Here is a 13878-nt window from a genome sequence, read left to right as displayed (position 1 = left end):
AAACTAGCAGTTCTGCTAGGTGCCTTAATCCTTCTGGCGGTGCAAGCTAAATGCCTCCAACGGAGGTGATCATAATGCGGACAACGCAATTGTGTCGCTATCGCTATGACGCTCTGGATCAACTGATCGGGCGTGAGCTTTTCGGGCAAGAAAAGCTGCAACGATTCTACCGCCAAGAACATCTGGTGACCGAGCTGCAGGGGCAGGCCAGCCAGAGTGTGTTCCAGCACGACAAGCAATTGTTGGCGCTGCAATCACGCCAGGGGGATGAGCGCAGCCGCCAGTTGCTGGCCACTGATCAGCAGCGTTCCGTGTTGCAGCTTGTCGATTCCGGGGGAGCGGTGCATCAGGTTTATGCTCCCTATGGCCACCGACATGCCGATACCGGCTTTGGCAGTTTGCTGGGTTACAACGGTGAGGCGCTCGATTCGGTTACCGGGCATTACTTGTTGGGCAACGGCCATCGGGCATTCAATCCAGTGTTTATGCGGTTCAACAGCCCGGACCGCTTGAGTCCGTTTGGTCGGGGTGGGTTGAATCCCTATGCGTATTGTCTGGGGGATCCGGTGAACTTCAGTGATCCGATGGGACAAACGGCCGAGCAAAACTGGCAACCCTGGCTGATCCTTGGAGTGTCGGCCCTTACTCTTGTTTCGGCAGGAGTCGGGCTTTTCTCGGCAAGGCTTTCTATCAAAAGTTCAAAAATCAAGAGTGCTTCGCCTTCCGCGCCGCTCTCGAAAATAGCCAGGTATGCCGGTATGGCAGGCGCTGTGGCAGGATTGATCGGGGGCGGGGCGGGGTTGGCGAGATCCGCCCTGCTTGCCACGGATCCAGATAATTCCGCTCTGGATCCACTGCTCATCACAATGGCCGTTTTTAGCGCGTTGTCTTTTACGGCTTCAGCTACTTCAGTGTCGTACAACTTCCGTGCTTACAAGATGAACAGAGCCGAAGGAATTAAGCTTGCCTACAGCGGGGAGAAATCAGGAAACTATAAAAATCCTATGACGGCTGCGCCATCAGCTCCGCCTGAAACGCCAACTACACTAAGTCCTTCAGCTCCGCTTCCGACACCCGAAGGGAATGGCTGGTCATTCAATTTTCCAGCAAGTGCTAACCCAAAGTCTGACTTCTTGAGGAGCCAGCTCGACAGGCAACTTGAGATTTTCAGGAATGCAAAAAACATTCGCCGTAATTCCATTTAGATCGGCGCCTGACATCAATGACTCAATCCGGCCAATACCACGCTGGCTCATCCAGCATCCGCTGCCCGACGATCCCAGTCTGGCCAAGATTTTTCTCCAGCACGATGCAATTGCACTCTGGGTCCTCTTGCAGTGCCGAAATCAGGCGCCGCGCATGGGATACTACCCAAACCTGACACTGCTCCGAAGCCCGGATAATCAGCCTCGCCAGCGCTGGCAGCAGATCCGGATGCAGACTGGTTTCCGGTTCGTTCAGCACCATCAACGTCGGCGGCCGGGGCGTCAGCAATGCCGCCACCAATAGCAAATAACGCAACGTCCCGTCCGACAACTCCGCCGCAGACAATGGTCGCAACAATCCATCCTGATAAAACTCGATAGCAAAGCGACCACCGGCCAGCGGTTCAATGTGCAATCGTGCGCCGGGAAATGCGTCGCTGATCGCGTTACGCAATGCCTCGGGGTCGCCGATTTCGATAATGGTCTGCAACGCTGCCGCCAAGTCTCTGCCGTCATGGTGCAGCACCGGGGTACGTGTGCCCAGTTGTGGTTGACGCACCGGGGCGTCGGCGTCGCTGCGAAAGTGATCGTAGAAGCGCCAGCGGCGGATGAACTCGCGGGTCTCCAATACCTCCGGCGAAGTACGCAGGCTGCCGACCTGATCGAACAGGCTGTCGAAATTCGGCGTGTGTTGCGCCAACACGTCCCAACTGCGGTTGGCCCGAGTGCGGATCAGCGGGCCATCGCGATCCACCAGCAGGCTCGCCGGACGATAGAACGGCCCGGCCCACAGACACTCGCGCTTGATTTGCGGGTCGAGGCTGAAACGCGACGGGATGGGTGAGCTGTGCCCGGGCAGCATGAAATGGCCGTTGGAATCGGGCAGCCCAAGGCTGATCGAGTAACCGAAGTCTTCCCCGGAAAAACCGAGTCGCAGTCGCTTCACACCCTGTCTCACCGTCGCCTCGACCGGCACCTCGCCATTGCGCATGCGTCGGCTGATGGTTTCCGGGCCGGCCCAGAAGGTCGAGTGGAGCCCACCCTCGCGAGCCAACGCGTTGACCACGCCGCCCTGTGCAGTTTCCGCCAACAGGCGTAGCGCACGGTAGAGATTGGATTTGCCACTGCCGTTGGGACCCGTAATCAGGTTCAGCCGACCCAGTGGAATGACCAGTTTGTTGATCGAGCGGTAATTGGCCACCGCGAGGGTATTGAGCACGAATGACGTTCTCTGTGGTCCTGTGGAGCTGCCGCAGGCTGCGATCCTTTGATCTTGATCATTTAAATGCAAAAGATCGCAGCCTGCGGCAGCTCCTACAGAGTAAATGCTGAATTTGCGTGGGCGAAGGTTAATCCCTGTTCTAAGCTCACAGACGAATCGCGCCCGTTGAACGCAAAGGAGTCTGCATGGTTGTTCCCGGATTGAAAATAGCGCTTGGCTTGAGCCTGTTGGCCTTGCTGAGCGCCTGCAGTGAAGAAAAACCGGTCGAAAAGAACCGGCCCCGGGTTTTCGTGCAAGAGGTCAAGCTGGCCGACTACGCCGTCAACATCACGCTGACCGGTGACGTCCAGGCCCGGGTGCAGACCGAGCTGTCGTTCCGCGTCGGGGGCAAGATCATCCAGCGAATGGTGGATGTCGGTGATCGGGTTTCGGCCAAACAGGTGCTCGCCAGGCTCGATCCCAAGGACCTGCAGACCAACGTCGACTCGGCGCAGGCCCAGGTCGTCGCCGAGCAGGCCAAGGTCACTCAGAACGCCGCGGCCTTCGTGCGCCAGCAAAAGCTGTTGCCCAAGGGCTATACCAGCCAAAGCGAATACGATTCCGCCCAGGCGGCCTTGCGCAGCACCCAAAGTTCGCTGGCAGCAGCCCAGGCGGAACTGGCCAACGCCCGTGAACAATTGAGCTACACCGCATTGATCGCCGACGCGCCGGGCGTGATCACGGCGCGGCAGGCCGAGGTCGGCCAGGTGGTGCAGGCCACGGTACCGATTTTCAGCCTGGCCCGGGACGGGGGGCGGGATGCGGTGTTCAACGTCTACGAATCGCTGCTGGCCGAACCACCGACGGATAGGGCCGTGGTGGTCAGCCTGCTGGATAATCCGGCGATCAAGACCACCGGGACCGTGCGCGAAGTCACCCCGGCCGTCTCCGAGCAAACGGGGACAGTGCAGGTCAAAGTCACCCTCGACGCCTTGCCGCCGGGGATGCAGTTGGGTTCGGTGGTGAGTGCCACCGCCAATACCCGTGGCAAGTCCGCCGTCGAGCTACCGTGGTCGGCGCTGACCAAAAACATCAGCGAGCCGGCGGTGTGGCTGGTGGATGGCGAAGGCAAGGCGCAATTGCACAACGTCAAGGTTGGCCGCTACCTGACCGGTAAAGTCATCATCAGCGCCGGACTGTCTGGCGGAGAGAAAGTCGTCATCGCCGGCGGCCAGCTGCTGCACCCCGGTGTGAAGGTGGAAGTCGCCGAAGACACCTACAAGGAATTGTCCGTGGGGGCGCAGCCATGAAGCGTCTGCTACTGGTGTTCGCCGGTGTGATGCTGCTGGCCTGCTCCAAAGAAGAGCCCGCCCCGGAAATGGTGCGTCCGGTGCTGTCGATTATGGTCAAGGCCCTGGACGAGCAGAATCTGGGGCGTTTCGCTGGCACCATCCAGGCCCGTTATGAAAGCAATATCGGCTTCCGTGTGCCGGGGCGCATTGCCAGTCGCAGCGTCGATGTCGGTGCCGAGGTCGACAAAGGGGCCTTGCTCGCCACGCTCGACCCCACCGACCAGCAAAACCAGTTGCGCTCGGCCGAAGGCAACCTGGCGAGTGTCCAGGCTCAACTCATCAACGCCCAGGCCAACGCCCGGCGCCAGCAGCAATTGTTCGATCGCGGGGTGGGTTCACAGGCGCAACTGGACAGTGCAATCACCGACCTGAAAACCACCCAGGCCTCGCTCGACCAGGCCAAGGCCGCAGTCAGCCAGGCCAGGGATCAGCTCAACTATGTCGAGTTGCGCGCCGATCACAAGGCGGTGGTCACGGCGTGGAGTGCCGAAGCCGGGCAGGTCGTCACCGCGGGTCAGCAGGTGGTCACCCTGGCGCAGCCGGACATCAAGGAAGCGGTGATCGACCTGCCGGACACCCTGGTCGACCAGTTGCCCGCCGACGTGGTGTTTCAAGTCGTCGCGCAGCTGAATCCGAGTATTGCCACCACGGCCATTGTGCGTGAAATCGAACCCCAGGCCGAAAGTGCGACCCGCACCCGGCGCGCGCGCTTGACGCTGGCCGAGACACCGCCCGCGTTTCGCCTCGGGACGGCGATCAGCGTGACCTTGAAAAGCGCGATCAAGCCGCGCATCGAGCTTCCCCTGAGTGCATTGCAGGAGGTCGACGGCAAAAACCGCGTCTGGGTCATCGATGTGCAGACGCAAACGGTGTCCCCGCGAGATGTCAGCATCATCAGCCGCACGGACAGCACTGTGGTGTTGGCTAACGATATAAAGGTCGGCGAGCGAGTCGTCAGTGCCGGTGTGAACAGCCTCAAGCCGGGGCAAAAAGTGAAAGTCGACGAGGGCAGCCCACAATGAAAGGGAGTTTCAACTTATCTGAATGGGCCCTCAAGCATCAGTCGTTCGTCTGGTATTTGATGTTCGTCTCGCTATTGATGGGCGTGTTCTCGTACCTGAACCTGGGCCGTGAGGAAGACCCTTCATTCACCATCAAGACCATGGTGATCCAGACCCGCTGGCCGGGCGCGACCCAGGAGGAAACCCTCAAGCAGATCACTGACCGTATCGAGAAAAAACTCGAAGAGCTTGATTCCCTCGACTACGTGAAAAGCTACACCCGCCCCGGCGAATCCACGGTCTATGTGTACTTGCGCGACACCACCAAGGCCAAGGACATTCCGGAAATCTGGTACCAGGTACGCAAGAAGATCGGTGACATTCGCTACTCGTTTCCCCAGGGTATTCAGGGGCCGTCGTTCAACGACGAGTTTGGTGACGTGTTCGGTTCGATCTACGCCTTTACCGCCGACGGCCTGTCGTTGCGCCAGTTGCGCGATTATGTCGAGCAGGCGCGCGCCGATATCCGGGGTGTGCCGGGGCTGGGCAAGATCGAGATGGTCGGCCAGCAGGACGAGGTGCTCTACCTGAACTTTTCGACTCGCAAACTGGCGGCGCTGGGCATCGACGAGCAGCAAGTCGTACAAAGCCTGCAGACCCAGAACGCCGTGACCCCAGCCGGGGTGATCGAAGCCGGTCCCGAGCGGATCTCCGTGCGAACCTCCGGGCAGTTCATTTCCGAGCAGGACCTGGCCAACGTCAATTTGCGGCTCAATGATCGCTTCTATCGCCTGGCCGATATTGCCGACATCCGCCGGGGTTACGTCGACCCGTCGACCCCGGAGTTTCGCTTCAATGGCCAGCAAGCTATTGGCCTGGCCATTGCCATGCAGACGGGCGGCAACATCCAGGACTTCGGCAAGGCCCTGCACCAGCGCATGAGCGAATTGACGGCCGATCTGCCGGTAGGCGTCGGCGTGCACAACGTGTCCGATCAGTCTGTCGTCGTCGAAGCGGCCGTTGGCGGGTTCACCAGTGCGCTGTTCGAAGCCGTGGTGATCGTGTTGGTGGTCAGCTTCATCAGCCTCGGCGTGCGCGCGGGCCTGGTGGTGGCGTGCTCGATCCCGTTGGTGCTGGCGATGGTGTTTGTGTTCATGGAATACAGCGGCATCACCATGCAGCGGATCTCCCTTGGCGCATTGATCATCGCCCTTGGCCTGTTGGTGGATGACGCGATGATCACCGTCGAGATGATGGTCTCGCGCCTGGAACTGGGCGAAACCAAGGACCAGGCCGCGACCTTCGCCTACACCTCGACCGCCTTCCCGATGCTCACCGGGACACTGGTGACGGTGGCGGGTTTCGTACCCATTGGCCTCAATGGCAGTTCGGCCGGTGAATACACCTTCACCCTGTTTGCGGTGATTGCCGTGGCCATGATGGTCTCGTGGGTTGTCGCGGTGCTGTTCGCCCCGGTGATCGGCGTGCACATCCTCAGCACCAATGTGAAGCCGCACTCGGCAGAGCCTGGGCGCCTTGGGCGGGCCTTCAATGGCGGCCTGCTGTGGAGCATGCGCAACCGTTGGTGGGCGATCGGCATTACGGTGCTGCTGTTCGGGTTGTCGGTGCTCGGCATGGGCTTTGTGCAGAACCAGTTCTTCCCGGCGTCGGATCGCCCGGAAATCCTGGTGGATCTGAACCTGCCGCAAAACGCCTCCATCGATGAAACCCGCAAAGCCGTGGACAAGCTTGAAGCGACACTCAAGGGTGACCCGGACATCGTGCGCTGGAGTACCTACATCGGCCAGGGCGCGATTCGTTTCTACCTGCCCCTCGACCAGCAACTGCAGAACCCTTACTACGCACAGCTGGTGATTGTGAGTAAAGACTTCGAGACGCGCGCCGCCCTCAGCGACCGTCTGCGTGAACGCCTGCGCAAAGACTTCGTCGGCATCGGCAGTTTCGTTCAGGCGCTCGAAATGGGCCCACCCGTGGGGCGGCCGATCCAATACCGCGTCAGCGGCCCGAACATCGACCAGGTGCGCAAGCACGCCATCGATCTGGCCAGCCAACTGGACAAGAACCCGCACATCGGCGAAATCATTTTCGACTGGAACGAGCCAGGCAAGGTGCTGCGTATCGACATCGCTCAGGACAAGGCGCGCCAGCTAGGTTTGTCGTCCGAAGACGTGGCCAACCTGATGAACAGCATCGTCAGCGGCTCGACAGTGACCCAGGTCGACGACGACATCTACCTGATCAACGTGGTAGGCCGCGCCGTGGACGCCGAGCGGGGTTCACCGGATACCTTGCAGAACCTGCAGATCCTCACGCCGGGCGGCACCTCGATTCCACTGCTGGCGTTTGCCTCTGTGCGCTACGAGCTCGAGCAACCGCTGGTGTGGCGTCGCGACCGCAAACCGACGATCACCATCAAGACGGCGGTCATCGGTGATATCCAGCCAACCGACCTGGTGACACAGCTCAAGCCGGACATCGCGAAATTCGCCGCCTCATTGCCCGCAGGTTACAAGGTCGCCACGGGCGGTACGGTGGAGGAAAGCGCCAAGGCCCAAGGGCCGATCAACAAGGTCGTGCCGTTGATGGTGTTCCTGATGGCCACCTTCCTGATGATCCAACTGCACAGCGTGCAGAAGATGTTCCTGGTGGCCAGCGTCGCGCCGCTGGGCCTGATAGGCGTGGTGCTGGCGCTGGTGCCGACCGGAACGCCGATGGGTTTCGTGGCGATCCTCGGCATCCTGGCGCTGATCGGCATCATCATCCGCAACTCAGTGATCCTGGTAACCCAGATCGACGCGTTCGTGGCTGAAGGTTCTTCACCCTGGGATGCCGTGGTGGAAGCCACCGAACATCGTCGGCGACCGATCCTGCTGACCGCCGCGGCGGCGAGCCTGGGCATGATCCCGATTGCCCGGGAAGTGTTCTGGGGGCCGATGGCCTACGCGATGATCGGCGGGATCATCGTCGCCACCCTGCTGACGCTGCTGTTTTTGCCGGCGTTGTATGTGGCCTGGTACAGGATCCACGAGCCGAAAAAAGAAGTGCGGTAAGGCGAGCGCTGCGCGCTCATCGCGGGCAAGCCCGCTCCCACAGTTGTCCGCGTAGGTATAAACAACGCGATCCCTGTGGGAGCGGGCTTGCCCGCGATGGCGTCAGAACAGACTACGCCGACTTACGCCACACACTCGCCAACCAAGGCTGCTGCTCGCGCGGCAAGCCCGCCGGCCGGTAGTAATGCTCCAGCTCCACAAACCCCGCTTCAGTCAGCAACTGCTGCCACGTATGAAGATCGTGATATGCCCCATACCGCGGCCCGTTCCAGCCTTCCTGGTTCTCGCCCCGGGGATTGGAACTGAACAACACACCACCCGGCCTTAAAGTCGCGCGCAGCTCCTTCAAGACCCGGGGCAACTCCTGGCGCGGGATGTGAAACAGCACCGCGTTGGCAAAAATCCCGTCGAAGCGCTCGTTGGGCAAGTCCAGCTTCAGGAAATCCTGCTGCCAGACCTCGCAACCACTGTCCTCCCGGGCCATCTGCGCAAACTTCTGCGAGCCATCGAGGCCGACTGCCGTGTGGCCCATGCGCGTAAAGGTCTGCAGGTCACGACCGGGACCACAGCCAAAATCGAGAATATCGAACGGTGGCTCGCCTTGAATGTGGCGCAACAGGGCGTCGATATTCTGGCTGACATCGTGATCGCGGGTGCCTTCGCGAAACCCTTCTGCCACCGAGTCGTAATGGCCCAGAGTCGTGGAAGTGATGTGCTCGAGGTCGGCAGGAGTCTGTTTCATGGTCGGCTGCGCAGGCAAAGGGAGATACACAAACTATAAGCGCTTTCGCGCTTTAAAAGATCGCAGCCTTCGGCAGCTTCTACAGAGAAGCTTCCTGCCGAAGGCTGCGATCTCTTGATCTTGAATTAGCGTTTGTTCAAGCCCCGAGCCAACCGATCCCCACCCAATTGAATCACCGCCACCAACGCCACCAGCAATACAATCACCGTCAGCATGATCTGGCTATCAAAGCGCTGATACCCGTATCGATAGGCTATATCCCCCAATCCGCCCGCACCAATCGCTCCGGCCATGGCCGATGAGTTGATCATCGTCACCAGCGTGATGGTGAATCCCCCGACAATCCCCGGCAGTGCCTCAGGCAACAACACATGCCAGACGATGTGCCCGCGCCGGCAGCCCATGGCCTGCGCCGCTTCGATCAAACCGTGATCGACCTCACGCAAACTGACTTCAGCGATGCGCGCAAAGAACGGTGTGGCGGCGATGGTCAATGGCACCACGGCCGCCCACACGCCGTACGTGGTACCGACGATCAAGCGGGTGAACGGAATCAACGCGACCATCAGGATCAGGAACGGAATCGAGCGAAACAGGTTCACGAAGGCACCCAGCGCACGGTTCAGCGCCGGGGCTTCGTAGATGCCGCCCTTGGAGCTGGTGACCAGGATCACCGCCAGCGGAATGCCCGCCAGCAGTGCGATCAACGACGACACGCCGACCATCAGAAAGGTGTCGATGAAACCCTGCAGCAAGCGATCAAACCACATAACCCAATACCTCTACCTGTTGCGCCCACTGGCCGGCGCGTTGGCGCAATTCTTCGACGCCCAGGGACGAGCCCGTCACCGCCAGCAGCAATTGCCCAAGGGCGTGTCCCTGAATCCGTTCCACGCCGCCCTGCAACAAGCGCACGCGGCCACCGAGGGCGCTGAACAGCGCGGCAAGGTCCGGTTCGGCGTGGGCCGTTCCGGTGAATTGCAGGCGCAGTACCACCGCGTCTTCCTTGGACTGCGGTTGTGGATGCAGGCGGCTTTGCAGTTCTGGCGGCAGGGCGTGCTGCAATGGCGCGAGCAAGGTCTTGCTGACCTCATGCTGCGGGTTGCCGAAGACTTCCCAGACAGGCCCCTGTTCAACGAATCGTCCATGTTCAAGGACCACGACGCGATCACAGATCTCGCGGATCACCGCCATTTCATGGGTGATCAGGATGATCGTCAGGCCCAGGCGCTGATTGATCTCGCGCAGCAGGCCGAGAATCGATTGCGTGGTCTGCGGGTCCAGTGCCGATGTGGCTTCGTCGCACAGCAAAATCGCCGGGTCGTGAACCAGGGCGCGGGCGATGCCGACGCGCTGTTTCTGACCGCCCGACAGTTGCGCCGGGTAAGCCTTGTGCTTGGCTTGCAGGCCGACCATTTCCAGCAGTTCACGAACCTTCTGCTCGCGCTGTTCCTTGGGCACACCGGCGACTTTCAGCGGCAACTCGACGTTCTGCCAAACCGTCTTGGCGGACATCAAATTGAAGTGCTGGAAGATCATGCCGATGCGCCGACGCAACGCCACCAGGCGGTCTTCATCGAACTCGCCGATGTCCACTTGATCGATCAGCACTCGACCCGAAGTTGGTTGCTCCAGGCGGTTGATGGTGCGGATCAGCGACGATTTGCCGGCGCCGCTACGGCCGATGATGCCGAACACTTCACCCCGCGGGATCGCCAGGTCGATACCTTGCAGCGCCGCCACCGGCCCTTGCTTGCCGTCGTAGGTTTTGCCCAGGCCGATGAAGCGCACGTGAGCACGGTTCAGGTCTGGGTGTAGTTCAGTCTGTTCGGCTTTCTGAGGCTCTGGAATATCCGGTCGCCGTTGGATCGCGGCCGTCATGCTCAGCTCTCCCAACCGGCTTGGTAGAGCTTGCCGTGGGCTTTATCCAGGGCGGCGCGAACGACCGGCGAGTGCTGGTAGATGTCGACGAACTTGATCAGGCGCGGGTCGGTTTTGCTTTTCGGCTGGATCACGAACTGGATCACGTATTCCTTGTGGTCGAGGCCGTCGAACAGCAGGGCAGAACCGGCGTCGAAGGTTTTCGCCAGGCGGATGTAAGCGGGGTAGCCCTGGACGAGGTCGGCGTCGTCATAGGCTCGTACCAGTTGCACGGCTTCGACTTGCAGGATTTTGATTTTCTTCGGGTTGGCGATGATGTCTTCTTCGGTAGCCTTGTAGCCGACACCCGGTTTAAGCGTGATCAAGCCGGCCTTGGCCAACAGCTGCAAGCCACGACCGCTGTTGATCGGATCGTTGGCGATGGCCACGCTGGCGCCTTGGGGCAGCTCGTCGAAGCTTTTGTATTTCTTCGAGTACAGACCGACGTTGTTGATGATGCCCGGCGCGAAGGGCACCAGGTCAAACCCGGAGGCGTTCCTGGCGTTTTCCAGGAACGGGATGTGCTGGAAGTAGTTCACGTCGATGTCGCCGGCGGCGAGGCTGACGTTGGGCGCGATCCAGTCTGTGAATTCCACCAGTTCAACTTTCAGGCCTTGTTTGCCGGCCTCTTCTACCGCCGCTTCCAGGGGAATGGCGAAGGCGGCGGTGGTGCCGATTTTCAGGGGCGCGTCGGCGGCGAACACCGCAGAGCTGAACAGGCCGAGGGCCAGGGCCAGTGCTTTGACTGGGTTAGAGAAGTGGGTCTTGGTCATGATTGTTTTCCAGTCAGTGCAATCGTTCCCACGCGGAGCGTGGGAACGATCGGGTTAGTGTCGGTAATGAGATCCGGTATGTTGCTCAGGCAAATGCGCCTCACCGTGAAACAACTTTTCCCGCAAACTGCCATTGTTATAGGCCGTCTTGTACGACCCACGCCGCTGCAACTCCGGAATCACCAGCTCAATGAAATCCACATAGCTTTCCGGTGTGACGATGCGCGTCAGGTTGAAGCCGTCCAGGCCGGTTTCGGCGATCCACGATTCCAACTCGTCGGCCACCTGCCCAGGCGAACCGACCACGGTGATGTAGCGCCCACCGAGGGCGTGTTGTTCCAGCAATTTGCGTCGGGTCCAGTCGTTGTTTTGCAGGTTTTTGGTCGCCGACTGGATCGCATTGCTCTTGACGTACTGGATCGGTTCGTCGATGGCGTATTCGGAAAAGTCGATGCCGGTAGATGCCGAAAAATGCGCCACGCCGGCCTCGGCGCTGGCGTAGCTCAGGTATTCGGCGTGCTTGGCCCAGGCGAGTTCTTCAGTGGCGCCGACGATCACGTTCAACCCCATGAACACCTTGATGTCCTCAGGATTACGCCCGGCCTCGACGGCGCTGGCGCGGACCTTGTCCACCTGAACCTTGGTCGATGGCTTGTTCTGGCCGCTGATGAACACGCACTCGGCATGGCGCCCGGCGAACAGCAAACCGCGATCGGAGCTGCCAGCCTGGAAAAGCACCGGCGTGCGCTGCGGTGACGGCTCGCACAGGTGGTAACCCTCGACCTGATAGAACTCGCCCTTGTGCTCGACCTTGTGCACTTTTTCAGGCGCGGCGTAGAGGCGCTGCTGCGGATCGTTGATGACCGCGCCGTTTTCCCAACTGCCTTCCCAGAGTTTGTAGAGCACCTCCAGGTATTCATCAGCCTGATCGTAGCGGCGGTCATGCTCCACTTGTTCGCTCAGGCCCATGGCCTTGGCGGCGCTGTCGAGGTAGCCGGTGACAATGTTCCAGCCCACGCGACCGCGGCTCAGATGATCCAGCGTCGATAGGCGCCGGGCGAACAGGTACGGCGGCTCGTAGGTGAGGTTGGCGGTGAGGCCGAAGCCCAGGTTTTTCGTCACCGCAGCCATCGCCGAAACCAGCAGCAGCGGGTCGTTGACCGGCAACTGGATCGACTCTTTGAGCGGCACGTCCACCGAGTTCTGGTACACGTCATAGACGCCGACGATGTCGGCGATGAACAAGCCGTCGAACAACCCGCGCTCCAGCAACTGCGCCAGTTCGGTCCAGTATTCGATCGTCTTGTACTGGGTCGAGGTGTCCCGTGGATGCGTCCACAAGCCGTGGTTGATGTGCCCGATGCAGTTCATGTTGAATGCGTTGAGCAGGATCTTCTTTTTCGCGTCAGCCATCAGATGGTCCCCCGCAGTGGCGGGTTTTCATCGTTGAGGTAGTAGTTGCCGACCGCGTGATATTTCCAGCGAACCGGGTCGTGCAGGGTATGCACCCGAGCGTTGCGCCAATGGCGATCCAGACCGTGCTCGATCAGGGTGGCCTGGCTGCCGGCCAATTCGAACAAAGTGGTGCCGGCGGCGAGGCAGATTTCGGTGCTGATGGCGCGGGCTTCGGCGACTGCGATCGAGGCGGCAGCGACGCTCTCGGCGCTGGTATCGGCCTGGGCCTTGTCGAGGAATTCACCGGCGCGTTCGAGCAAGGCTTCGGTGGCGTGCAGACGAATGCTCAAGTGGCCGAAACTCTTGAGGGTCAGTGGGTCGTCGGTGGCTTTTTCATGGGTGGCGTCGATCCACGGCCGGGTTTTGGTGCGCACGAAATGCAGCGCATCTTCATAGGCCGCGCGGGCGATGCCGGTGTCGATGGCGGCATGGAGAATCTGCGCCAGCGGACCGACCGGTGTCGGACGCTCGAAGGCTGTCTGGAACGGGATCACGTCTTCGGCGGCCACAAAGACATCTTCGAACACCACCGAGCCGCTGCCGGTGGTGCGCTGGCCGAAGCCGCTCCAGTCGTCGATCACCGTCAGGCCCTTGCTGTCGCGCGCAACGAACGCTAATTGCTGCACACCGTGTTCATCGATCACCGAGGTCGGAATGCGCTGGGCGTAAATCGCGCCGGTGGCGTAGAACTTGCGGCCATTGATGCGATAACCGTTGCCATCGCGTGTCAGGCTGGTGACGCGATCATGGGCGGTTTTAGTCCCGAGTTCTGCCAGCGCATTACCGAAGCGCTGGCCAGCCAGTACTTCGGCGTACAGGCGCTTTTTTTGCTCCTCGCTGCCGTTCACGCGCAGCACTTCCAGCGCGTAGAAATGGTTCTGCGGGATTTGCCCGAGGGAGCCATCCGCCTGGGCGATCAGTGCGATGACCTTGGCCAGGGTGACGTTGGAAACGCCCGCGCCGCCGTATTCCTTCGGCACGCTGATGCCCCAGAGACCAGAGCGGGAAAACACTTCCAGTTCCGGGTGTGGCAAACGGCGTTCGCGGTCGCGCAGGGCGCTGTCGCGTTTGAAATCTTCGGCCAGGTCGCTGGCAACAATCAAAGCTTGCTCATCGCTGGTGATGACCGCGACGGGGTGAGAAAGAGTCATGAGTTTC

General features: G+C 60.6%; 11 protein-coding genes. 4 read left to right on the top strand and 7 right to left on the bottom strand.

Annotation, left to right across the window (positions count from 1 at the left end; genetic code table 11):
* Positions 1 to 74: 74 nt before the first annotated feature.
* A complete protein-coding gene (locus tag ACIO0C_RS13545; RefSeq protein ID WP_401312646.1) occupies positions 75 to 1205 on the top strand; it encodes an RHS repeat-associated core domain-containing protein in 1131 nt (376 codons plus the stop codon).
* 22 nt (positions 1206 to 1227) lie between these two features.
* Here ACIO0C_RS13545 and ACIO0C_RS13540 read toward each other — a convergent pair whose 3' ends face one another.
* Positions 1228 to 2424 carry an AAA family ATPase gene (locus ACIO0C_RS13540; RefSeq protein WP_401312643.1) on the bottom strand — a complete coding sequence of 399 codons (1197 nt, stop codon included), beginning with the start codon at positions 2422 to 2424 and terminating at the stop codon, positions 1228 to 1230.
* A gap of 188 nt (positions 2425 to 2612) precedes the next feature.
* On the opposite strand from ACIO0C_RS13540, the gene ACIO0C_RS13535 reads away from it, so the two are divergent.
* Genes ACIO0C_RS13535 through ACIO0C_RS13525 form a run of 3 tightly spaced genes read left to right on the top strand, consistent with a single transcriptional unit; the run spans position 2613 to position 7830 of the window.
* The gene (locus ACIO0C_RS13535) at positions 2613 to 3716 is read left to right on the top strand and encodes an efflux RND transporter periplasmic adaptor subunit (RefSeq protein WP_401312641.1); all 1104 of its coding nucleotides are present in this window, start codon (positions 2613 to 2615) and stop codon (positions 3714 to 3716) included.
* On the top strand, positions 3713 to 4780 hold the full coding sequence (locus ACIO0C_RS13530) for an efflux RND transporter periplasmic adaptor subunit (protein WP_401312638.1): 1068 nt from the start codon (positions 3713 to 3715) through the stop codon (positions 4778 to 4780). The genes ACIO0C_RS13535 and ACIO0C_RS13530 overlap by 4 nt, the downstream gene beginning before the upstream one ends.
* Positions 4777 to 7830 carry an efflux RND transporter permease subunit gene (locus tag ACIO0C_RS13525; RefSeq protein ID WP_401312635.1) on the top strand — a complete coding sequence of 1018 codons (3054 nt, stop codon included), beginning with the start codon at positions 4777 to 4779 and terminating at the stop codon, positions 7828 to 7830. Before ACIO0C_RS13530 ends, ACIO0C_RS13525 begins: the two co-directional genes overlap by 4 nt.
* A gap of 112 nt (positions 7831 to 7942) precedes the next feature.
* On the opposite strand, the gene ACIO0C_RS13520 is transcribed toward ACIO0C_RS13525, so the two are convergent.
* From ACIO0C_RS13520 to ACIO0C_RS13495, 6 genes are all read right to left on the bottom strand, one after another.
* On the bottom strand, positions 7943 to 8572 hold the full coding sequence (locus ACIO0C_RS13520) for a class I SAM-dependent methyltransferase (protein WP_401312632.1): 630 nt from the start codon (positions 8570 to 8572) through the stop codon (positions 7943 to 7945).
* Positions 8573 to 8697: 125 nt separating this feature from the next.
* On the bottom strand, positions 8698 to 9342 hold the full coding sequence (locus tag ACIO0C_RS13515; protein WP_008057629.1) for a methionine ABC transporter permease: 645 nt from the start codon (positions 9340 to 9342) through the stop codon (positions 8698 to 8700).
* Entirely contained in the window at positions 9332 to 10453 is a 1122-nt protein-coding gene (locus tag ACIO0C_RS13510; RefSeq protein WP_401312628.1) for a methionine ABC transporter ATP-binding protein, read from the bottom strand. The genes ACIO0C_RS13515 and ACIO0C_RS13510 overlap by 11 nt, the downstream gene beginning before the upstream one ends.
* Positions 10454 to 10455: 2 nt before the next feature.
* Positions 10456 to 11265 (bottom strand): MetQ/NlpA family ABC transporter substrate-binding protein, encoded by an 810-nt coding sequence (locus ACIO0C_RS13505; protein ID WP_401312626.1) that lies wholly within the window; start codon positions 11263 to 11265, stop codon positions 10456 to 10458.
* A 54-nt stretch (positions 11266 to 11319) separates the two neighbouring features.
* Positions 11320 to 12678 (bottom strand): LLM class flavin-dependent oxidoreductase, encoded by a 1359-nt coding sequence (locus ACIO0C_RS13500; protein ID WP_401312623.1) that lies wholly within the window; start codon positions 12676 to 12678, stop codon positions 11320 to 11322.
* The gene (locus tag ACIO0C_RS13495; RefSeq protein ID WP_401312620.1) at positions 12678 to 13871 is read right to left on the bottom strand and encodes an SfnB family sulfur acquisition oxidoreductase; all 1194 of its coding nucleotides are present in this window, start codon (positions 13869 to 13871) and stop codon (positions 12678 to 12680) included. Before ACIO0C_RS13495 ends, ACIO0C_RS13500 begins: the two co-directional genes overlap by 1 nt.
* Between the last annotated feature and the right edge of the window lie 7 nt (positions 13872 to 13878).

Origin of the sequence: Pseudomonas sp. NPDC087336 (genome assembly GCF_044744285.1) — a bacterium.
Lineage (GTDB): Bacteria > Pseudomonadota > Gammaproteobacteria > Pseudomonadales > Pseudomonadaceae > Aquipseudomonas.
The sequence above is the reverse complement of the archived record's forward strand: the minus strand, read 5'-3'. Positions and strand labels throughout refer to the sequence as shown.

Excerpts from the sequence above, each read along its gene's own strand:
- ACIO0C_RS13515 (WP_008057629.1), bottom strand. The coding sequence starts at position 9,342 with ATGTGGTTTGATCGCTTGCTGCAGGGTTTCATCGACACCTTTCTGATG.
- ACIO0C_RS13545 (WP_401312646.1), top strand. The coding sequence starts at position 75 with ATGCGGACAACGCAATTGTGTCGCTATCGCTATGACGCTCTGGATCAA.
- ACIO0C_RS13525 (WP_401312635.1), top strand. The coding sequence starts at position 4,777 with ATGAAAGGGAGTTTCAACTTATCTGAATGGGCCCTCAAGCATCAGTCG.
- ACIO0C_RS13510 (WP_401312628.1), bottom strand. The coding sequence starts at position 10,453 with ATGACGGCCGCGATCCAACGGCGACCGGATATTCCAGAGCCTCAGAAA.
- ACIO0C_RS13535 (WP_401312641.1), top strand. The coding sequence starts at position 2,613 with ATGGTTGTTCCCGGATTGAAAATAGCGCTTGGCTTGAGCCTGTTGGCC.
- ACIO0C_RS13520 (WP_401312632.1), bottom strand. The coding sequence starts at position 8,572 with ATGAAACAGACTCCTGCCGACCTCGAGCACATCACTTCCACGACTCTG.
- ACIO0C_RS13505 (WP_401312626.1), bottom strand. The coding sequence starts at position 11,265 with ATGACCAAGACCCACTTCTCTAACCCAGTCAAAGCACTGGCCCTGGCC.
- ACIO0C_RS13530 (WP_401312638.1), top strand. The coding sequence starts at position 3,713 with ATGAAGCGTCTGCTACTGGTGTTCGCCGGTGTGATGCTGCTGGCCTGC.
- ACIO0C_RS13500 (WP_401312623.1), bottom strand. The coding sequence starts at position 12,678 with ATGGCTGACGCGAAAAAGAAGATCCTGCTCAACGCATTCAACATGAAC.
- ACIO0C_RS13495 (WP_401312620.1), bottom strand. The coding sequence starts at position 13,871 with ATGACTCTTTCTCACCCCGTCGCGGTCATCACCAGCGATGAGCAAGCT.